Source organism: Sphingomonas sp. DC5200-1 (genome assembly GCF_049897245.1).
Taxonomy (GTDB): domain Bacteria; phylum Pseudomonadota; class Alphaproteobacteria; order Sphingomonadales; family Sphingomonadaceae; genus Sphingomonas; species Sphingomonas aquatilis.
The window spans coordinates 432,280-451,497 of sequence record NZ_JAFCVW010000004.1 but is presented as its reverse complement, the minus strand read 5'-3'; the positions used below and the strand labels follow the sequence as shown (position 1 = coordinate 451,497).

Annotated in this window: 17 protein-coding genes; 14 read left to right on the top strand and 3 right to left on the bottom strand. The window is 68.3% G+C overall.

All coding sequences use genetic code 11. The features are described from left to right. Nucleotides 1-29: 29 nt before the first annotated feature. On the top strand, nt 30-782 hold the full coding sequence (locus tag ACP7A3_RS11195) for an ATP-binding cassette domain-containing protein (RefSeq protein ID WP_426255609.1): 753 nt from the start codon (nt 30-32) through the stop codon (nt 780-782). Next, on the top strand, nt 779-2,314 hold the full coding sequence (locus ACP7A3_RS11190) for an ABC transporter permease/substrate-binding protein (protein WP_426255608.1): 1,536 nt from the start codon (nt 779-781) through the stop codon (nt 2,312-2,314). Before ACP7A3_RS11195 ends, ACP7A3_RS11190 begins: the two co-directional genes overlap by 4 nt. On the opposite strand, the gene ACP7A3_RS11185 is transcribed toward ACP7A3_RS11190, so the two are convergent. Next, nucleotides 2,311-4,965, bottom strand: coding sequence for a TonB-dependent receptor (locus ACP7A3_RS11185; RefSeq protein ID WP_426255607.1), 2,655 nt, complete (start codon nt 4,963-4,965; stop codon nt 2,311-2,313). The genes ACP7A3_RS11190 and ACP7A3_RS11185 overlap by 4 nt on opposite strands. A 122-nt stretch (nt 4,966-5,087) precedes the next feature. Continuing rightward, entirely contained in the window at nt 5,088-5,561 is a 474-nt protein-coding gene (locus tag ACP7A3_RS11180) for a MarR family winged helix-turn-helix transcriptional regulator (RefSeq protein ID WP_172436182.1), read from the bottom strand. A gap of 82 nt (nt 5,562-5,643) precedes the next feature. On the opposite strand from ACP7A3_RS11180, the gene hppD reads away from it, so the two are divergent. The 5 genes from hppD (at nt 5,644) to ACP7A3_RS11155 (ending at nt 10,323) form a co-directional block, all read left to right on the top strand. Further along, complete coding sequence (gene hppD / locus ACP7A3_RS11175) at nt 5,644-6,729, top strand: 4-hydroxyphenylpyruvate dioxygenase (protein ID WP_426255606.1); 1,086 nt, start codon at nt 5,644-5,646, stop codon at nt 6,727-6,729. A gap of 279 nt (nt 6,730-7,008) precedes the next feature. Continuing rightward, the gene (gene hmgA, locus ACP7A3_RS11170) at nt 7,009-8,319 is read left to right on the top strand and encodes a homogentisate 1,2-dioxygenase (protein WP_147036456.1); all 1,311 of its coding nucleotides are present in this window, start codon (nt 7,009-7,011) and stop codon (nt 8,317-8,319) included. Further along, complete coding sequence (maiA, locus tag ACP7A3_RS11165) at nt 8,316-8,945, top strand: maleylacetoacetate isomerase (protein WP_426255605.1); 630 nt, start codon at nt 8,316-8,318, stop codon at nt 8,943-8,945. Before hmgA ends, maiA begins: the two co-directional genes overlap by 4 nt. Then, a complete protein-coding gene (locus ACP7A3_RS11160; RefSeq protein ID WP_147036458.1) occupies nt 8,942-9,298 on the top strand; it encodes a Rieske (2Fe-2S) protein in 357 nt (118 codons plus the stop codon). The genes maiA and ACP7A3_RS11160 overlap by 4 nt, the downstream gene beginning before the upstream one ends. A 59-nt stretch (nt 9,299-9,357) precedes the next feature. Beyond that, entirely contained in the window at nt 9,358-10,323 is a 966-nt protein-coding gene (locus tag ACP7A3_RS11155; protein ID WP_426255604.1) for an alpha/beta fold hydrolase, read from the top strand. On the opposite strand, the gene ACP7A3_RS11150 is transcribed toward ACP7A3_RS11155, so the two are convergent. Then, nucleotides 10,314-10,841 carry a gamma carbonic anhydrase family protein gene (locus ACP7A3_RS11150; RefSeq protein ID WP_426255603.1) on the bottom strand — a complete coding sequence of 176 codons (528 nt, stop codon included), beginning with the start codon at nt 10,839-10,841 and terminating at the stop codon, nt 10,314-10,316. The genes ACP7A3_RS11155 and ACP7A3_RS11150 overlap by 10 nt on opposite strands. Before the next feature lie 176 nt (nt 10,842-11,017). Here ACP7A3_RS11150 and ACP7A3_RS11145 point away from each other — a divergent pair, with 176 nt between their 5' ends. The 7 genes from ACP7A3_RS11145 to ACP7A3_RS11115 all read left to right on the top strand — a co-directional run bounded on the left by ACP7A3_RS11145 (nt 11,018) and on the right by ACP7A3_RS11115 (nt 19,202). After that, entirely contained in the window at nt 11,018-12,454 is a 1,437-nt protein-coding gene (locus ACP7A3_RS11145; RefSeq protein ID WP_426255602.1) for a methyl-accepting chemotaxis protein, read from the top strand. A 276-nt stretch (nt 12,455-12,730) separates the two neighbouring features. Next, nucleotides 12,731-14,170, top strand: coding sequence for a methyl-accepting chemotaxis protein (locus ACP7A3_RS11140; protein ID WP_426255601.1), 1,440 nt, complete (start codon nt 12,731-12,733; stop codon nt 14,168-14,170). 56 nt (nt 14,171-14,226) lie between these two features. After that, the gene (locus tag ACP7A3_RS11135; protein WP_043061119.1) at nt 14,227-14,511 is read left to right on the top strand and encodes an STAS domain-containing protein; all 285 of its coding nucleotides are present in this window, start codon (nt 14,227-14,229) and stop codon (nt 14,509-14,511) included. Nucleotides 14,512-14,522: 11 nt separating this feature from the next. Further along, nucleotides 14,523-16,754, top strand: a complete 2,232-nt coding sequence (locus ACP7A3_RS11130) for a chemotaxis protein CheA (protein ID WP_426255665.1) — start codon at nt 14,523-14,525, stop codon at nt 16,752-16,754. Continuing rightward, complete coding sequence (locus ACP7A3_RS11125) at nt 16,751-17,617, top strand: CheR family methyltransferase (protein WP_241890318.1); 867 nt, start codon at nt 16,751-16,753, stop codon at nt 17,615-17,617. Before ACP7A3_RS11130 ends, ACP7A3_RS11125 begins: the two co-directional genes overlap by 4 nt. Continuing rightward, entirely contained in the window at nt 17,614-18,636 is a 1,023-nt protein-coding gene (locus ACP7A3_RS11120; protein ID WP_024310334.1) for a protein-glutamate methylesterase/protein-glutamine glutaminase, read from the top strand. The genes ACP7A3_RS11125 and ACP7A3_RS11120 overlap by 4 nt, the downstream gene beginning before the upstream one ends. Then, a complete protein-coding gene (locus ACP7A3_RS11115) occupies nt 18,633-19,202 on the top strand; it encodes a chemotaxis protein CheD (RefSeq protein ID WP_017980241.1) in 570 nt (189 codons plus the stop codon). The genes ACP7A3_RS11120 and ACP7A3_RS11115 overlap by 4 nt, the downstream gene beginning before the upstream one ends. Nucleotides 19,203-19,218: the final 16 nt, after the last annotated feature.

Here is a 19,218-nt window from a genome sequence, read left to right as displayed (position 1 = left end):
GCATCAGGCATCCCGCATCGTCGGCCCCGATGCCAGCAGAATCGCTCCGCTTCGATACCGTGACCAAGAGGTTCGACGACACGGTCGCGGTCGATGGCGTTTCGGCAACGATCCCCGCGGGTCAGTTCGTCGCGCTCGTCGGCGCTTCCGGGTCCGGCAAGTCGACCTTGCTCAAGACCGTCAACCGGCTGGTCGAGCCGAGCAACGGCCGGGTACTGATCGACGATGCCGACGTCGCCACCCGCCCCGCGCCGGCGCTGCGACGGAGCATCGGCTATGTCTTCCAGTCGATCGGCCTGTTCCCGCATATGACCGTCGCGGAAAATATCGCAATCGGCCCGCGCATCGCCGGCGGGCCGCCCGTCGACGTGCCTGCGCTGCTCGACCTCGTCGCCTTGCCGCGCGAACTCGCCGGCCGCAGGCCCGACGCGCTGTCGGGTGGGCAGCGCCAGCGCGTCGCGATCGCCCGTGCCCTTGCGCCCGGTGCCAAATTGCTGCTGCTCGACGAAGCGTTCGGCGCGCTCGACCCGGTGACGCGCGATGCATTGGGGCAGGAGATCCGCGCACTGCACGATCGGCTCGGCCTTACCACGATCCTCGTCACGCACGACATGGCCGAAGCCTTGCTGCTCGCCGACCGTGTGCTGGTGATGCAGGCGGGCAGGCTCATCGCGGATGCCACCCCCGCACAGCTGCTGCGCGGCGAAGGCGGCGAGACCGCGCAGGCGCTGGTCGCGGTGCCGCGCGATCAGGCCGAACGGCTGCGCGAGATGGCACGATGAACGCCCTTCTCGCCGCACTCGGCCGCGTGCCGCCGCTGCTCGCCCAGCACGTCCTGCTGTCGGCCGCGGCGCTGGCGCTCGGCATCGCAATCAGCCTGCCGCTCGCCATCCTCGCCGCGCGCCGTCCACGGATCGGCACCGCGATCCTGGGGATTGCCAGCCTGATCCAGACGATCCCGGCGCTCGCCGTGCTCGCGCTCTTCTACCCGTTGCTGCTGTGGCTGTCGGGGCTGGTCGGCGGCGGCATCCCCGCGCTCGGCTTCCTGCCGTCGCTGATCGCGCTGACGCTCTATGCGTTGCTGCCGATCATCCGCAACGGCGTCGCCGGGCTCGTCGGCATCGACCCCGCCGTCACCCAGGCGGCGGATGCGGTCGGCATGACGCCCGCACAAAAGCTACGCCTGGTCGAAGCGCCACTCGCGCTGCCGGTGCTGGTCGCCGGCATCCGCACCGCCGCGGTATGGACGATCGGCGCGGCGACGCTCTCCACGACGGTCGGCCAGCCCAGCCTCGGCGACATGATCTTCGCGGGTCTGCAGACGCAGAACTGGGCGCTGGTGTTGGCGGGCTGCATCGCCGCCGCCGGGCTGGCGCTCGTCACCGACGCGCTCATCGGCCTGATCGAGCGCGGCATCGCGCACCGCCGCCGGCCACTGTGGATCGGCGCTTTGATCGCGCTCGTCGCCGGCCTCGCGCTCGCCACCGCGCCACTGTGGCAACGCAATGACACGAAGGTCGTGACGATCGGCGCCAAGAACTTCTCCGAACAATATATTCTCGCCCGGCTGATCGGCGACCGGCTGGAGCGCGCCGGCTATAGCGTCCGCTATCGCGACGGCCTCGGCTCGGCGGTGGTCTATGGCGCGCTCTCAGGCAACGATGTCGACGTCTACGTCGATTATGCCGGCACGCTGTGGAACGGCCAGATGCACCGCAGTGACGTGCCCGATCGCCGAGCGATGGTCGCCGCGATCGGCCACTGGGCACAAGCCAGCAGCGGCGTACGCCTGATCGGCCCCTTGGGCTTCGAAAACGCTTATGCCTTCGCGATGCGGGGAGCGGACGCCAAGGCGCGAGGGATCGCCAGCCTGACCGATCTCGTCGCCGCCGCGCCCTCGCTCAAGCTCGGCAGCGACCTCGAATTCCTCGAACGGCCCGAATGGGCGGCGGTGCGCCGCGCCTATCCGCTGCGCTTCGCGGCCGCCAAGTCCTACGCGCCGACCTTCATGTACCGCGCGCTTGCCAGCGGCGAGGCGGACGTGATTTCCGCCTTCTCCTCGGATGGCCGGATCGCCGTGGACGGGCTGACCGTCCTTACCGACCCGAAGCACGCCATTCCCAGCTACGACGCGCTGCTGCTCGTCGCCCCGCGCCGCGCGAAGGACGCCGCGTTCGTCGCGGCGCTCCAGCCGCTGGTCGGCCGCATCCCCGTCACCGCGATGCGCGAGGCGAATTATCGCGTCGACCGGGACGCCGACAAGCAGACCCCCGACCAGGCGGCGGACTGGCTCGCCCGCCGGCTGGGCCTTTAGAAGAACAGCTTGCGCAACGACAGCCGCACCGTCCGCCCGATCGGGTCCTGATAATCCGGCTGGTAGCTGATCGGCGTCACCCCGGTCGCGTCGGTCACACGCTGGCGACTGTTGAAGATGTTGCTGACCGAGAAGGTGACGCGCGTGCCGCGGATCCACGGATGCGCCTTCACCAGGCTGAGCTGCTGCCCCAGATCGGCAAAGATGCGCAGGTCTGCGGTCGCGAGGCCCGAGAAGTTGAGCGTCTGCGGGTTCGCCGCGGTGCCGCCGTTCACCCGCGTGCCGGTGGCGTAATTGGCCGACAGGCGCACGCCGATGCCGTTGTTGGAATAGCCGGCCTGACCCTGGAATTCGTGGCGCGGCTGGCCACCGTTCGACCCCAGCGTATCGCCGTTGAGCAGGTCGAGCACCGGTCCGTCGTTGGCGATCGTCCGCCGTTCGACCAGATGCCAGGTGTGATAGAAGGCGAATTGGACGCGACCGCCACCGGCGCCGCCACGTCCCCCGAACCCGCCACCGCCGAAGCCGCGACCGCCGCCGCCCGGCCCACCGAAGCCGCCCCGCGGCCGGTCGCCACCAGCGGCTTGCTGGTTCGGGCGCGCTCCGGAACCGTCACCCGCCTGCCCGCTGGTCCCCTGCGTCGCAGCCTGATCGCCGCCCGCCGGTGGGGCACCTGCGCCCCCACCCGAACCGACGCCGTCACCGCCGCCGCCGCGCCGCCGGCCGTCCGCACCCGGGAAACGCAGGCCGGCGAACGGATTGGGTCCGGTGCCGGCGCGGAATGCCTCGATCTGCTTTTGAACCTTCGACTTGATCGGCTTGGAGAAATTGATCCCCCAGCGGAATTCCGAGCTTTCGGATCGGGCGAAGTTGATCGGCCGCGTGTCGAGCCGGGTCAGCTCGCCGTCCGCATCGCGAGTGAAGCGATCGGGGAAGGCCGCCTCGATCACCGCGGTCGGCGACGGGAAGCCCCGAATCGGGTTGCGCGTATCCTGCTTCGTATAATTGCCGATGATCGTCAGATCGGTCTGGTCGAGCGGCCTGAGCGTCACGCCCAGCTTCGTCACCCGCCGGCTGCTGTCGCGCAAGCCCGGGTTGCCGCCGCTGATCGTCGTCACCGTCACCGTCTGGCCCTGCACATAGTCGAAGACGCGCACGTTCGGCGTCACGACCGTCGGGTTGCCCAGCTGCTGCGCGGTCGGCGCGACATCCTGCTGGTTGATCGACCCGATGACGCGGATCGCATTGATCGGCGCCCAGTTCACGCCATAGCCGTAGGCGGTCAGCGTGCCGAAGTCGGACAGCTGATTGACCGCCGCATTGCCGTTGATCGACAGATTGCCGAGGAACGGCAGCACGGCGCGCGATTTGCTGGCGATCGGCAGGTCGATGTTGACGCGCGCATTCGCCTGATCGCGCGACACCCGGCCACCACTGACCAGGCCAGCGCGCAGCGAGTTGCTGGTGAACTGGCTCGTCTGTGCGCCGACGCGCACCGCCGTCGTCACGTCGCCCGCAGGCAGCGTGAACAACGGCCCGTTGACCAGCGCCTCCAGGTCGCCGGCATTGGACACCGAATGCGCGCGGTTGGTGCCGCGGCCGGCGACCGTGTCACCGATCGTGCGCGTATCGGCGCGATCGAACGATCCCGTCACCGTCCACAGCCAGCGCGGGCTCAGCCGCCCGTTGAAGCTGGTGCCGAGGTGCCCGGTGACGCCGTTGGTCTGCTGGCGCAGCGGGTCACCGCTGACCGGCGCGCCCGTGCCGTCGAGCGGCAGTCCATACTGGCCGGTGCTCTGCGTCGCCGCGATCTCGCCGTTGATCGAGGCGTTGATGTCGTCGCCGATCGTTTTGGCATAGGTGGCGTTGGTGCCGAAGCTGCGGCTGAACGGCACCAATGTGCGATACGGCCGCTGGTCGAAATTGTTGGTCTGACCCTCGGTCGACGCGGCGGTGATGTCGCGTTCCGATTCGGTCAGCGCCGACGTCTGCTGGTATTTGCTGTGGATGTTCAGCCGCGCGCCCTGCCGGATGGTCAGCAGGTCCAACTCGCCCTGCGGCGTGTTGCTGCCGCCTTCGGTCGCGCCCTTGTCGGCCAGCTCGACCGTCGTCGCGCGGAAGCGGCGGCGCAGCACGAAATTCACCACCTTCTGGTCGGCGGTATAGCCGTATTTCAGCGCGACCTCTTCGGGCAGGATATCGACGCGCAGGATCGCCTCGGTCGGGATGTCGCGGATTTCCTGGAAGCCCGAGATGCGATGCCCGTCGAGCAGCACCACCGGCGGTCCGCCCGCGCCGCTCTGCGTCTGCGGCCCCAGTTCGGTGAGCAGGTCGGACACGCTGCTGACGCCATAACTGCGCACGTCGGCGGGGCTCAGCGTCTGTTCGGCGGGAATGTCGCCGACGACGGAGCCCACCGGCTTGCGGCCGGTGACGACGATATCGCCCTCTTCGCTGTCCTCCTCCGCCGAAGCGGCGGGTGCTGCCGCCGGGGTCGTGGGCGCGGCTTGGACCGTCGCTGCCGCGGGGGCAGGCGTCGTCGGATTTGGCGTCGGAGCGGGCGCGGGGGCCTGCGCGGGCGCCGGCACCTCTTGCGCCAGCGCCATCGCCGGCCAGCTTGCCGCCACCATCATCGCCGCAACGATCCGCATGATTCGCTTGTCCCTCTTACCCGCCGCCGTCCCTGTGGCGACCGGCCGGCGCGTAAACGCCAATTGTCGCACGAATGTGCCAGAGCGGTGTTCGCGATGTGGGAACGCGCCGCAGGATGCGATCAGGTGTCGAGTGCCAGCGTCACCGCCTCGACCCGGCGCAGCATCTCCATGAATCGCGCGACGTCGTCGGCGGGGAATTGCGAAAAGATGCGGCTTTCCAGGTCGAGCGCCTTGGGCGCCACCACCGCATACAGGTCGCGCCCCGCATCGGTCAGGTCGAGCAGGTGCGACCGCCGGTCTTCCGGATTGCCGCGCCGGTCGAGCAATCCCCGGTCGACCAGCGCGATCGCCGCGCGGCTGACCGTCACCTTGTCCATCCGCGTGGCCCGGCCGATCGCCTGCTGCGTGATGCCGCCCGTTTCCGCGATCACCGCGATCAGCCGCCATTCCGGAATCGTCAGCCCGAACAGCGCCTCATAGGTCCGCGCGATCGAATCGCTGACCAGATTGGACGTCACCGACAGACGGTACGGAATAAAATCGGCCAAAACCAACGATGGCGCGGGCGACGAGGCTGGGCATGGGTCGGCCATGCCGCATTCGTATCAGTTGACACCAGTTTGGCAATGTCGCAGGGTTTGGTAACGGATGATACCATCTCGGAAGGCCAGACTGATGACCGATGCCGCCCAGACCGACGACCATATCGACGTCAACCCGATGGGGCTCGACGGCTTCGAATTCTGCGAATTCACCTCGCCCGATCCGGATGCGCTGGCGAAGCAGTTCGAGGCGCTGGGCTTCGTCCCCGCCTCGACGCACAAGACGCGCGCCATCACGCGCTACAAGCAGGGCCGCATCAACCTGCTGATCAACCGCGAAGACAACGGCCACGCCGCCGACTTCCGCGCGGCGCACGGCCCGTCGGCGAGCGCAATGGCATTCCGGGTGCAGGACGCGCGAGGAGCCTATGACGCGGCGATCGCGCGCGGCGCCAAGCCCGCCCCCGCCGGCCAGTCGCTCGACGGCATTCCGGCGCTGGAAGGCATCGGCGGTTCGCTGCTGTACCTCGTTGATCGCCATGGAGCCGACGGCAGCGTCTACGACGACTGGGATCAGGTGCCCGGCGCGGCGGAGGCGGAAGCCGAGAACAACGTCGGCCTCGACCTGCTCGACCATCTGACGCACAACGTGCGCCGCGGCCAGATGCGCACCTGGTCGGCCTTCTACGGCCAGATCTTCGGCTTCGAAGAACAGAAGTATTTCGACATTAAGGGCAAGGCGACCGGCCTGTTCAGCCAAGCGATGATCGCCCCCGATCGCGCGATCCGCATCCCCTTGAACGAGAGCCAGGACGACAAGAGCCAGATCGAGGAATTCATCCGCGATTACAACGGCGAAGGCATCCAGCACCTCGCGCTGACCACCGACGACATCTACACCACCGTCGAAAAGCTGCGCTCGCGCGGCGTCAAGCTGCAGGACACGATCGAAACCTATTACGAACTCGTCGACAAGCGCGTCCCCGGCCATGGCGAAGACCTGGAACGCCTGCGCCAGAACCGCATCCTGATCGACGGCAACGTCGGCGAAGAGGGCCTGCTGCTCCAGATCTTCACCGAGACGATGGTCGGCCCGATCTTCTTCGAGGTCATCCAGCGCAAGGGCAACGAAGGCTTCGGCAACGGCAATTTCCAGGCGCTGTATGAGTCGATTGAACTCGACCAGATCCGTCGCGGGGTCATCACGGTCGACGCCTGACCAAGAACGAAGCGCAGCTTCGTTCTCAGTGCGGCGCGAAAGTGACGCCGTCGACCGGCCGGCACGGCGGATGGGATCGGGTCAACCCCTCCCCATCCACTCCGTCACCCCGGACTCGTTCCGGGGTCCACTCCGCGGCGAGGGGGAAGTCCTGAGCCTCTTGCCTTTTCCGCGCGGATCAGTGGACTCCGGAACACGTCCGGAGTGACGAAGGATGTGGGGCAACCGACAACGCGGTACGACACCGGGGTGGTGGAAACAGGAGAGGACGCCAGAACAATGACCGACCACCACCCCCGCAGCGACTATATCCCCGGCTTCGGCAACCATATCGCGACCGAGGCCGTCCCCGGCGCGCTCCCGATCGGTCGTAATTCGCCGCAGCGCCCCGCCTTCGGCCTTTACGCCGAGCAGCTCTCCGGCACCGCCTTCACCGCACCGCGCCATGAGAATCGCCGCTCGTGGCTGTACCGCATGCGTCCGACCGCGGAGCACCCGCCCTATACGCGCTACGACGGCGCGAAGCGCTTCGCCCCCGGCACCGACGACGCGCCGCTCGCGCCGAACCGCCTGCGCTGGAACCCGGTCGCGGAGTCGCCGCCAGGCACCGACCTGATCGACGGCATGACGACGATGCTCGCCAACCGGCATCCGGCAGACCTCGAAGGCGTCGCGATGCACGTCTACGCCGCCAATGCCGACATGAGCACCCGCGTCTTCATGGATGCCGACGGCGAATTGCTGTTCGTGCCCCAGGCCGGCCGCCTGCAGCTGTTGACCGAACTCGGCCGCCTCGACGTCGCGCCCGGCCAGATCGCGCTGATCCCCCGTGGCGTCCGCTTCCGCGCGCTGCTGCCCGACGGCGCGGCACGCGGCTATGTCTGTGAAAATCACGGCAGCCTCTTCCGCCTGCCCGATCTCGGCCCCATCGGCGCCAACGGCCTCGCCAATCCGCGCGATTTCGAAACGCCGGTCGCGTGGTTCGAGGATCGCGACGAACCGACCGAGGTGATCCAGAAGTTCATGGGATCGCTGTGGACGATGACGCTCGACCATAGCCCGCTCGACGTGGTGGCATGGCACGGCAATCTCGCCCCATGGCGCTACGACCTGTCGCGCTTCAACACGATCAACACGGTCAGCTTCGACCATCCCGATCCGTCGATCTTTACCGTCCTCACCTCACCCAGCGACGTGCCCGGCCGCGCCAATGCGGACTTCGTGATCTTCCCCCCGCGCTGGATGGTGGCGGAGGACACGTTCCGCCCGCCCTGGTTCCACCGCAACGTGATGAGCGAGGCGATGGGCCTGATCACCGGCGCCTATGACGCCAAGGCGGACGGTTTCTCGCCCGGCGGCATTTCGCTGCACAATCTGATGGCCGGCCACGGCCCCGATGTCGCGAGCTGGCAAGGCGCGTCGGCGGCGGAGTTGAAGCCCCACAAGATCGACGGCACGATGGCCTTCATGCTGGAAAGTTGCTGGCCCTATCGCCCGACGACATACGCGCTCGAACACGCCCAGCTCGATTACGACGCGGTGTGGAACGACTTTCCGAAGGCCCAGCTGCCCAAGGACCCAATGGCATGATCCTGCACGGTTACTGGCGCTCGGGCGCCGCCTATCGCGTGCGCATCGCGCTGGCGCTGAAGGGCATCGCCTACGAACAGGTCAACCACGACCTGCGCACCGGGGGCCACACCGATCCCGATTATGCCGCGCTCAACCCCCAGCGGCTGGTGCCCGCGCTGGAGGTCGACGGCCTGATCCTGACGCAGAGCGTCGCGATCCTCGAATGGCTGGAGGATCGCTTCCCCACCCCCGCCCTGCTGCCCGCCGATGCCAACGGCCGCGCCATCGTCCGCGCGATGGTCGCGACGATCGCGACGGACGTCCACCCGCTTCACAATCTGCGCACGCTGAAGGCGCTGCGCCAAGATTTCGGCGCGAGCGATACGCAGGTCAACGCCTGGATGGCGCATTGGATGGGGCTGGGGTTCGCGGCGTTCGAGGCGCTTGCAGAGCGTCACGGCGGCACCTTCTGCTACGGCGACACCCCCACGCTCGCCGATTGTATCGCCGTCCCGGCGCTCTATTCCGCCGAGCGGTTCGGCGTAGACACCACGCCCTACCCGCGCATGGTCGCCGCCGCCGCGCGCACCGCGGATCTGGCGGAAGCCGCCCACCCCAGCCGCCAGCCCGGCGCGGACGCGTGACCGAACGCCTCTCCACCACTCCCGCCGGCGTCGCGCTCGCCCCGCTGACCGACATCGCCGACGGCACGGCGCGCAATTTCGTGCTCCAGATGCGCGCCGGCCGCTTTCACGGCTTCGTCGTGCGGCAGGGCGATGGCGTCGTCGGCTATGTCGACCGCTGTCCCCATGCCGGCGTGCCGCTGACGCAGACGCTCGACGACTATCTCACCCCCGCGGGCGACCTCATCGCCTGCAATTGGCACGGTGCGCTGTTCACGATTGCGGATGGCCGCTGCGTCGGCGGCCCCTGCGTCGGCCAGCATCTGACGGCATGGCCCGTCACCGTCGTCGACGGGATCGTCACCACCGCGTGATCCGCGCCCCAATCCATGCTACGCCTCGTCACTTCGAACCTTGAGCGACGGAGACGGGCATGCAGAGCGCGACACGCTGGACCCTCGGCAGCCTGGTGGGCGGCGCGGCGCTGACGGTCGCCGGCGGGCTCGGGCTCTCCTTCTATTCGGATCGGCTCGCACGCGATGCCGAGCGGCAGGTGCCGCCCGACGGCCGCTACATCCGCGTCGATGGCGCGCGGCTGCATTATGTCGACAAGGGCACCGGCCCCGCGATCGTCATGGTCCACGGCCTTGCCGGCCAGCTGCGCAACTTCGGCTATGGCATGCTCGATATTCTGGCGAAGGACCATCGCGTCATCCTCGTCGACCGTCCCGGCTCGGGCTATTCGACCGCCGACGAGGATCGCGAACCGAACATCGTCGAACAGGCGGGGATCGTCGCGCGCTTCATCGAAGCGTTGGGGATCGACCGGCCGTTGCTCGTCGGCCATTCGCTGGGCGGCGCCATCGCGCTGGCGCTGGCGCTCGACCATCCGGCGCTGATCCGCGGCCTCGCGCTGATCTGCCCCCTCACCCAGCCGCAGGACGGCGTACCCGAAGCGTTCCGCAGCCTTGCCGCCATCCCGCCGTCGCTGCGCCGGCTGATGGCGAGCACGATCGCCACGCCATTGAGTCGCCTCACCTCGGAACGGACGCTCGCCGCGGTCTTCGCGCCCGAAGCGCCGCCCGCCGACTTCGTCACCCGCGGCGGCGGCGCGCTGTCCGCCCGCCCTGCGGCGATCGCGGCGGCGGCGGCGGACCTGTCGCATGCCGCCAGCGACATCGGCGCGATCGCCGCGCGCTACGGCGACCTTCGCGTGCCGCTGTCGATCCTCTACGCGCGCGAAGACCATGTCCTCGACCCAGAGCTGCACGGCCACCGCACCGCCGCGGCGATTCCCGGCGCGCGGATCGACGTGATCGAGGGCGGCCACATGATCCCCGTCACCCAGCCGGAAGAGACCGCCCGCTTCGTCGCGGAGGCGTCGGCGCGCTACGCCTGAAGCGCGCGCAGCCCGGTGCGATAGCGTTCGGCATTGGCGACATAGGTCGCCGCCGACAGCCTGAGGCCGGCGATCTCCGTCTCAGTCAGCGGCCGCAGCACCCGCGCCGGGCTGCCGACGATCAATGATCCGGGCGGGAAGGTCTTGCCCTCCGTCACAAGCGCGCCCGCGCCGACCAGCGAATCGGCACCGATCACCGCACGGTTGAGCAGCGTCGCGCCCATGCCGATCAGGCAATTGTCGCCGACGGTCGCGCCATGGACGATCGCGTGGTGCCCGATCGTCACGCCCTGCCCGATCGTCGTCGGCACGCCGGGATCGGCATGCACCATCGCGCCGTCCTGCACGTTGCTGCCCGCGCCGATCGTGATCGGATCGTTGTCGCCGCGCAGCACCGCATTAAACCAGACTGACGCCCGCGCGCCCAGCATCACGCGCCCGATCACCTGCGCGCCCGGCGCGACATAGGCGTCGGCGGCAAGGTCGGGTCGGGCATCGTCCAAAGCGTAACAGGTCATCGACATGTCCTTCGCCAGCCATTTTGAGCACACATATCCAAAACGGTTCAGTGCCAGAATGGACGTAGTTTACCGGGCCTTTACCCTTTTCACGCAAAGCGGACCAATCGATTCCGAGAAGCATCGGTGGCCCGGAGGGGGGAGCCGCTTCAGCTCGACGGTCTTGACGAAAAGGAATGCCGACGATGCTGAATTGGTTCGAAAAAAGTGCCCCCATCAGATTGAAGTTCAAGGTCCTGCTGGTGATCCTTGGCCTGTTCACCGCAGGCGGGATCGCCACCACCTATCTCGCGGCGCTCGCCGATCCGTCGCAGGTCCATGTGTATCTCGCCGTCGCCTGCGTGCTAACCGCGCTTACCATGGCGACCGTGTTCGTCGCCGGCAAGCTGATCAGCGATCCCTATGTCGCCACCGTCGTCCGGATGGAGGGGCTGGCTGCGGGCGATCTGACCACGCCGATCGCTAACACCGACTATCGCGACTGCATCGGCCGCATTTCGCGCGCGATGGAGATTTTCAAGGCAAACGCCGAGCGCGTCCAGGCCGGGGCTGCCGCGCAGCAGATCATCGTCGGCTCGCTCGGCGAAGGGCTGACCCGCCTTGCCGGCGGCGATCTCAGCTATCGCATCGACCGCGCCTTCCCGGCCGAATACGAACAGCTCCGCATCGACTATAACCGTGCGATGGACGCCGTCGCCGAAACGATGAGCGCGGTCACCGATGCCACCAACGGCATCAACAGCGGCGCGATCGACATCCGCCAGGCCTCCGACGATCTGTCGCAGCGCACCGAACAGCAGGCCGCAAGCCTGGAGGAAACCGCCGCCGCGATGGACGAGATCACCTCGACCGTCCGTCAGACGGCCGCGGGCGCGGTCCGCGCCAATGGTGTCGTCGAGGAAGCGCGCGTCGAGGCCGAACAATCGGGCGCCGTCGTCGCCCGCGCGGTCGAGGCGATGGGCGGCATCGAACGCTCGTCGAACGAAATTTCGGAAATCATCAGCGTCATCGACGGCATCGCCTTCCAGACCAATCTGCTGGCGCTGAACGCGGGCGTCGAGGCGGCACGCGCGGGCGACGCCGGCAAGGGCTTCGCGGTGGTCGCCTCCGAAGTGCGGGCCCTGGCGCAGCGCTCGGCCGAGGCGGCCAAGGACGTGAAGACGCGCATCAACGCCTCGTCCGAACAGGTCGAAGCGGGCGTCGAGCTGGTCAGCGAGACCGGTCAGGCGCTGCAACGGATCATCGGCCGCTTCGGCGAAATCAGCAATCTCGTCGGCCAGATCGCCACCGCCGCCGAACAGCAGGCGACCGGCCTGCAACAGGTCAACACTGCGGTCAGCGAGATGGACGGCGTAACGCAGCAGAACGCCGCGATGGTCGAGGAAGCCACCGCCGCAGCGCGCAGCCTATCCGCCGAATCGGACGAGCTCGCCCGGCATGTCGCCCGCTTCAAGGTGGGCGAAGGCGAACCAAAGGCGGCGGTGCCGGCGGTCCACCAGCTCCAGAATCGCGCTGCCGACGCCGGCCGCCGCATCGCCCGTGCCAGCCGCCGCGCCACCGGTGGCGGAGCGGCGGTGGCCGTGGCGCCGAGCGACGACTGGTCCGAATTCTGATCCCGCGATCGGCGGGCCCGTGCCTGCCGGTCTTCTTCCCTCCGGCTTTGATAGAAAGGCGACGCCATGTCGGTTCGATTGAACGACGACCGTTATCGTGTCGTCGCCCGTCCTCCCGCTTCCCGCATACCCCGCCGTCATTCGGCGCGAATCGGTACGAAGCGACTGAAAATTGCACCCATTTCGGTTGCTCAACCGCTCGTTAAACACGTGTCGCGACAACCCGCGCTTATGGTCCGGGGGGACTTGCCTTTCCGGGCCCTGAGGGAGGGTCTGATGACACTGGAATGGTTCGCCAAACACGCGCCCATCCGCACGAAATTCCGGGTGTTGGCGGGAACGCACGCGACGCTGGGAGGCATTGCCGTGGCGATCACCGCGCTCACCGCAACGGGCACGCTCGCGATCGGCCCGGCGTTCGACATCGCCGTCGTTGCCGCTGCGGTCGCCGGCATCGTTGCGACGACGGTGATGGCCGGTCGCCTTATCTGCACGCCCTATGTCGACACCGTGCTGCGCATGGAGGCGCTGGCCAACGGCGACCTCGATTCGCCGATCGCCTATACCGAAAACCGCGACTGCGTCGGCCGGATGACCACCGCCATGGCGGTCTTCCGCACCAATATGGAAAAGGCGAACACCGCCGAGGCGCAGCGGTGCATGGCCGCTGCGCTCGGCGAAGGGCTCGGCGCGCTCGCGCAGGGCGACCTCACCTTCCGCATCACCGCAGCCTTCCCGGCGGATTTCGAATCGCTGCGCGACGACTTCAATGCGGCGATGGACGCGATCCGCACCGCGATGACCGCGGTCGATCAGGCCGCCACCCGCATCAACCATGGCTCGCAGGGCATTCTCCAGGCGTCGGACGATCTGTCGCAGCGCACCGAGCAGCAGGCGGCGAGCCTGGAAGAAACCGCCGCGGCGATGGACGAGATCACCAAGACGGTCCGACAGGCCGCCACGGGCGCGACGCGCGCCAACGACGTGGTCGCCGCCGCGCAGACCGAGGCCGAACAATCGGGGGCCGTCGTCGCACGCGCGGTCGAGGCGATGGGCGGCATCGAACGCGCCTCCGCCGAGATTTCCGAGATCATCAGCGTCATCGACGGCATTGCCTTCCAGACCAACCTGCTCGCGCTGAACGCGGGCGTCGAGGCGGCACGCGCCGGCGACGCGGGCAAGGGCTTCGCCGTCGTCGCATCCGAAGTGCGCGCGCTCGCGCAGCGCTCGGCCGAGGCGGCCAAGGACGTGAAGACGCGCATCAACGCCTCGTCCGAACAGGTCGATGCCGGCGTCGCTTTGGTCAGCGAAACCGGCCAGGCCTTGCAGCGCCTGATCGGCCGCTTCGGCGAGATCAACGGCCTCGTCGCGCAGATCGCCATCGCCGCCGAACAGCAATCGACCGGCTTGCAGCAGGTCAACACGGCCGTCGGCGAAATGGACAGCCTGACGCAGCAGAATGCCGCCATGGTCGAACAGGCTACCGCCGCCGCCCGGGAACTGTCTGGCGAAGCAAGCGAACTTGCCCGCCAAGTCGCCCACTTCCGCGTCGGCGACACCGATGCCGGTCATGGTGTGCGCGTCGTTCGTCATTCCGTCAGCAATAGTGTGCATCATCTTCAGCAACGCGCCGCCGAAGCGGGCCGTCGCCTCGCCCGTCCCCGGGTTGGCAACGCCGCCGTGGCGATCGCGGACGACGATTGGTCGGCGTTCTGATGCGTCCGCAGCCACTCCGATCGTCGTCGTGCCGTCCGTAGGAAAGTCGAACCCGTATGTCCGTGCCATCGCTTCCGCTTGCCCCCACGCTCGATACCTCGGCGGCCGTGCCGCTGCGCCACGCGCTGCTCGGCCTGATCGAGCGCGGTGAGGCGCTGCGCCTCGACGGGGCAGAGGTCGCGCGGGTCGGCCAGGCCTGCCTCCAGGTGCTGGTCAGCGCCCGCACCACCGCGATCGCGCGCGGTCTCGATTTCCGCATCGATCGGCCCAGCGAGGCGCTGGAACGGATGATGATCGTCGCCCGGCTCGACACCGCGCTCGAACCGACCTGCGGCGCCTGAAAGGATTGATGATGAACCTCGACGAGATCCAGCAGATCTTCTTTCAGGAATGCGAGGAAGGTCTCGCGACGATGGAGGCGAGCTTCGCCTCCGTCCGCCAGGGCGGGCACGACACCGAAACGATCAACACGATCTTTCGGTCGGTCCATTCGATCAAGGGCGGCGCGGGCGCGTTCGGGCACGAGCGGCTGCAGGCGTTCACCCACGAATATGAAACGCTGCTCGACCTGGTGCGCAACGGCACGCTCGATCTGACGTCGGACCTGCTCGGCACGATCGTCGGCGCGTTCGACATGCTGTCCGATCACGTCGCCGCGGCGCGCGACGGTGGCGATGCGCCCGCCGACGGCCCGATGCTCGCGCGCCTCGTCGCCGCCTCGACGCCCGGGGCCGTGGTGGAGGCCGCGCCCGAACCGGTGGCCGCAGCGCCCGCCGCCGCCCCGATCGACGATTTCGACGACCTATTCGAAATGTGCGAAAGCGTCCCCGAACCGGAAGAAAGCCTCGGCAATCCCGGCGACTGGACCGTCACCTTCGTGCCCGGCACCAACGCGCTCGACAATGGCGGCGACCCGCTGCTGCTGGTGCGCGAGCTGACGCTGCTCGAGGGCGAAGTGCTCGCCGCGGACGTGTCGCGCCTGCCGCTACTGTCCGAACTGCACCCGGAACGCTCGTATCTCGGCTGGACCGCGATCGTGCCGGGCAGCGTCGCCGAAGACGATATCCGCGGCATCTTCGAATTCATCGGCGATTGCGAACTCACCGTCACCCGCATCGGCGAACCCGCCGTGTCGGATGACGATCTGATCGCCGACATGCTCGCCGACGTCATGCCGGCCGCACCCGCATCGGCCCCGGTCGAGGAGATCCTGCCCGCTGCCGCGCCCGTGCCCGCCGCCGCCGCCCCGAAGCCCGCTCCGGTGGCTGCGGCGCCCGAACCGGCGCCTGCGCCGATAGCGGCCCCCGCGCCGGCGGCGCCCGCCCCGGTCGCGACGGTCCTGCCCACCGAACCCGCCGCGCCGCTCCCCGCGGCCGCGCCGCCCGCGCAGACGATCCGCGTCGACCTCGACAAGCTCGACCGCCTCGTCAATCTGGTCGGCGAGCTCGTCATCACCCAGGCGATGCTGGCGCAGCGCCTGTCCGAACATGGCGCCGGCGGCATCAGCGAACTGACCGACCTCGATCACCTGACGCGCGAGCTGCAGGAATCGACGATGGCGATCCGCGCGCAGCCGATGAAGACCGTCTTCAGCCGCGTGCCGCGCATCATCCGCGAACTGGAGGTCGAAACCGGCAAGCGCGTCCGCCTCGACATCGTCGGTGAGATGACCGAGGTCGACAAGACCGTCGTCGAACGCATCGGCGAACCGTTGACCCACCTGATCCGCAACGCGGTCGACCACGGCCTCGAAACGCCGGCCGATCGCCTCGCCGCGGGCAAGCCGGAAGAAGGCGTCGTCACGCTGTCGGCCGCGCACCATTCGGGCCGCATCGTCATCACCGTCGCCGACGACGGCCGCGGCATCGACCGCAAGCGCGTGCGCGCCAAGGCGATCGAGCGCGGCATCATCACCGCCGACGCGATCCTGAACGAGGAAGAGATAGACAATCTGATCTTCGCCCCCGGCTTCTCGACCGCGGCGACCGTCTCCAACATCTCCGGCCGCGGCGTCGGCATGGACGTGGTGCGCAAGAATGTGCAAGCGCTGGGCGGGCGGATCGGCATCACCTCGACGCTGGGCTCGGGGTCGACCTTCGCGCTGTCGCTGCCGCTGACGCTGGCGGTGCTCGACGGCATGATCGTCACCGTCGGCGACCAGACCTTCGTCATCCCGCTGGGCCATATCGTCGAAAGCCTGCGCCCCGACGAAGACGGCGTGAAGGTGCTCGGCCCGACCGCGTCGCTGCTCGACGTGCGAGGCTCCTACGTGCCGGTCCACCGCGTCGCCGAACAGCTCGGCATCCACGGCGCGCAGACCAATCCTGAGGATGCGGTGCTGATCGTGGTCGAATCCGATCACGGCCAGGCGGTGCTGATGGTCGATTCGATCCAGGACCAGCGCCAGGTCGTCGTGAAGAGCCTCGAGGCGAATTACGAAGCCATCCCCGGCCTTGCCGGTGCCACCATCCTGGGCGACGGCCGCGTCGCGCTGATCCTCGACGTCGATGCGCTGATCTCGCGCTGGCGCCGTGACCCGCGCCACACCACGCCGCCGCACGCGCCGCTGAGCCTCGCCGCATGAGCGCCGCCGCCGCGACACTCGTCGGACAGCGACCGACCGAATTCCGCTTTGAGGTTGCCGATCATCAGGCGATCAGCGAATTCGTGTACGAGGCGGCGGGCATCCTGCTGCCGCCGAACAAGATGCAGCTCGTCTATGGCCGGCTGGCACCGCGGGTGCGCGCCTGCGGGCTGACGACCTTCGCCCAATATGTCGCGCTGATCGGCACCGATCCGGTCGAACGCACGCAGGCGCTGGATGCGCTGACCACCAATCACACCAGCTTCTTCCGTGAATCGCATCACTTCGATCACTTCATGGAGCATTGCTGGCCGGCGCTCGACGCGCGGCTGACGACGCGCGGCAAGGTGCGCCTGTGGTCGGCAGCCTGCTCCAGTGGCGAGGAACCCTATTCGCTGCTGATGGCGATCTTCGGCCAGGAACGCGGCAACGGCCAGCGCCTCGCGCGCACCGATCTGCGCGTGCTGGCGACCGACCTGTCGACCGAAATCCTCGCCGCGGCCAAGGCTGGCCGCTACACCTTGGATACCGCATCGGGCGTGCCGCAGTCGCTGCGCTCGATCTGGATGACGCGCGACGGCAATCAGGCGGAGGTTCATCCGCTGATCCGTGAGCGCGTCGCCTTCCGCAAGCTCAACCTGCTCGAAAACTGGCCGATGAAGGGGCAGTTCGACGCGATCTTTTGCCGCAACGTCATGATCTACTTCGACGAACCGACCAAGGAACGCCTGCAGACCCGGCTTGCCGACCACCTCGTTCCCGGCGGATTCCTGTACATCGGGCATTCCGAGCGGCTCTCCAACTCGGTCGCGCCACGCTTCGCCTGCGTCGGCCGCACCACCTTTCAGAAAGTGACGGCATGACGGTCCGCGCTCTAGTGGTCGATGATTCGCCGACGATGCGCGCGATGGTGTCGCACAGCCTGTCGCAGGATCCGGATATCGAGGTCGTCGGCACCGCCGACGGGCCGATGACCGCACGCGAGATGATCAAGTCGCTCAACCCCGACGTCATCACGCTCGATATCGAGATGCCGGGGATGAACGGCCTCGACTTCCTCGAAAAGATCATGCGCCTGCGCCCCATGCCCGTCGTCATGCTGTCGACGCTGACCGGCAAGGGCGCGGAAGCGACGATCCGCGCGCTCGAACTGGGGGCGTTCGACTGCTACGAAAAGCCCAAGCAGGCGTTCGGCGGCGGCCTCGGCAACGATCTGACGCGGCTGGTCAAGGCCGCGGCGAAGAGCCGCGTCCGCCCCCGCTTCCAGGCGGCACCGGTCCAGCGCGCCCCCGCCGCCGATTACGTGCCGCGCCAGGACGCGATGATCGCGATCGGATCGTCGACCGGCGGCGTCGAGACGCTGATCGAGCTGCTCGGCGGCTTCCCGGTCAATTGTCCACCGACGGTCATCGTCCAGCATATGCCCGAAAGCTACGTGCCGACCTTCGCCGCGCGGCTCGACCGGCTGTCGGCGCCGCACGTCAGCGTCGCGCGCCCCGGCGCGCCGCTGGAGGTGGGGCATGTCTATGTCGCACCCGGCGGCGCCTATCATACCGAGATCACCGGCGGGACGTTGCGCCGTTGCCGCCTGGTCGAGGACGAGAAGATGAGCGGGCACCGCCCCTCGGTCGACCGGCTGTTCCATTCGGTCGCGCGCTGGGCCGGCGCATCCGCGGTCGGCGCGATCCTCACCGGCATGGGCGCCGACGGCGCGCAGGGGCTGAAGGCGATGCGCGACAAGGGCGCGATGACCATCGGCCAGGATGCCGACAGCTGCGTTGTCTACGGCATGCCCGCCGCGGCGTTCCAGATGGGCGCGGTGACCGCGCAGCTGCCGCTGTCGAAGATCGCGGCGCGACTGATGGCGGAGTGCCGTGCATGACCCCATTGTCGAACCTTCCCCGCGCCTCCGACGGCCTGCGCCGGATCAACATCCTGCAGGGCGAAACCAAGGTGTCCGACGACGCCGGCGTCGTGCTGACGACCGTGCTCGGCAGCTGCATCTCGGCCTGCCTCTACGATCCGATCGCCAAGGTCGGCGGCCTCAACCACTTCCTGCTCGCCGAGCCGGGCAGCGGCGAGACCGACGTGCGCTCGCTGCAACGCTACGGCGTCTATGCGATGGAAGTGCTGATCAACGCGATGATGTCGATGGGCGCGACGCGATCGAACCTGAAGGCGCGCATCTATGGCGGCGCCAGCCTGCGCGACGGGTTCCGCGATATCGGCGCGACCAACGCGCTGTTCGCCCGCCGCTTCCTGCGCGACGAACGCATCGCGCTGGTCGGTGAGGACGTCGGCGGCCACGGCGCGCGCCGGATCGAATTCCGTCCGACGCTGGGCCTTGCCCGCTGCCGCATCGCCACCGATCGCCCGGTCGAAAAACCGCGCGTCGCCGCTCCCGCTCCCGTCATCGCCGATGCCGTCGGCGATGTGGAATTCTTCTGATGAACCCCCTCCCCCA

Coding starts and splice junctions, on each gene's coding strand:
- ACP7A3_RS11195 (WP_426255609.1), top strand. CDS start 30: ATGCCAGCAGAATCGCTCCGCTTCGATACCGTGACCAAGAGGTTCGAC.
- ACP7A3_RS11190 (WP_426255608.1), top strand. CDS start 779: ATGAACGCCCTTCTCGCCGCACTCGGCCGCGTGCCGCCGCTGCTCGCC.
- ACP7A3_RS11185 (WP_426255607.1), bottom strand. CDS start 4,965: ATGCGGATCGTTGCGGCGATGATGGTGGCGGCAAGCTGGCCGGCGATG.
- ACP7A3_RS11180 (WP_172436182.1), bottom strand. CDS start 5,561: ATGGCCGACCCATGCCCAGCCTCGTCGCCCGCGCCATCGTTGGTTTTG.
- hppD (WP_426255606.1), top strand. CDS start 5,644: ATGACCGATGCCGCCCAGACCGACGACCATATCGACGTCAACCCGATG.
- hmgA (WP_147036456.1), top strand. CDS start 7,009: ATGACCGACCACCACCCCCGCAGCGACTATATCCCCGGCTTCGGCAAC.
- maiA (WP_426255605.1), top strand. CDS start 8,316: ATGATCCTGCACGGTTACTGGCGCTCGGGCGCCGCCTATCGCGTGCGC.
- ACP7A3_RS11155 (WP_426255604.1), top strand. CDS start 9,358: ATGCAGAGCGCGACACGCTGGACCCTCGGCAGCCTGGTGGGCGGCGCG.
- ACP7A3_RS11150 (WP_426255603.1), bottom strand. CDS start 10,841: ATGACCTGTTACGCTTTGGACGATGCCCGACCCGACCTTGCCGCCGAC.
- ACP7A3_RS11145 (WP_426255602.1), top strand. CDS start 11,018: ATGCCGACGATGCTGAATTGGTTCGAAAAAAGTGCCCCCATCAGATTG.
- ACP7A3_RS11140 (WP_426255601.1), top strand. CDS start 12,731: ATGACACTGGAATGGTTCGCCAAACACGCGCCCATCCGCACGAAATTC.
- ACP7A3_RS11135 (WP_043061119.1), top strand. CDS start 14,227: ATGTCCGTGCCATCGCTTCCGCTTGCCCCCACGCTCGATACCTCGGCG.
- ACP7A3_RS11130 (WP_426255665.1), top strand. CDS start 14,523: ATGAACCTCGACGAGATCCAGCAGATCTTCTTTCAGGAATGCGAGGAA.
- ACP7A3_RS11125 (WP_241890318.1), top strand. CDS start 16,751: ATGAGCGCCGCCGCCGCGACACTCGTCGGACAGCGACCGACCGAATTC.
- ACP7A3_RS11120 (WP_024310334.1), top strand. CDS start 17,614: ATGACGGTCCGCGCTCTAGTGGTCGATGATTCGCCGACGATGCGCGCG.
- ACP7A3_RS11115 (WP_017980241.1), top strand. CDS start 18,633: ATGACCCCATTGTCGAACCTTCCCCGCGCCTCCGACGGCCTGCGCCGG.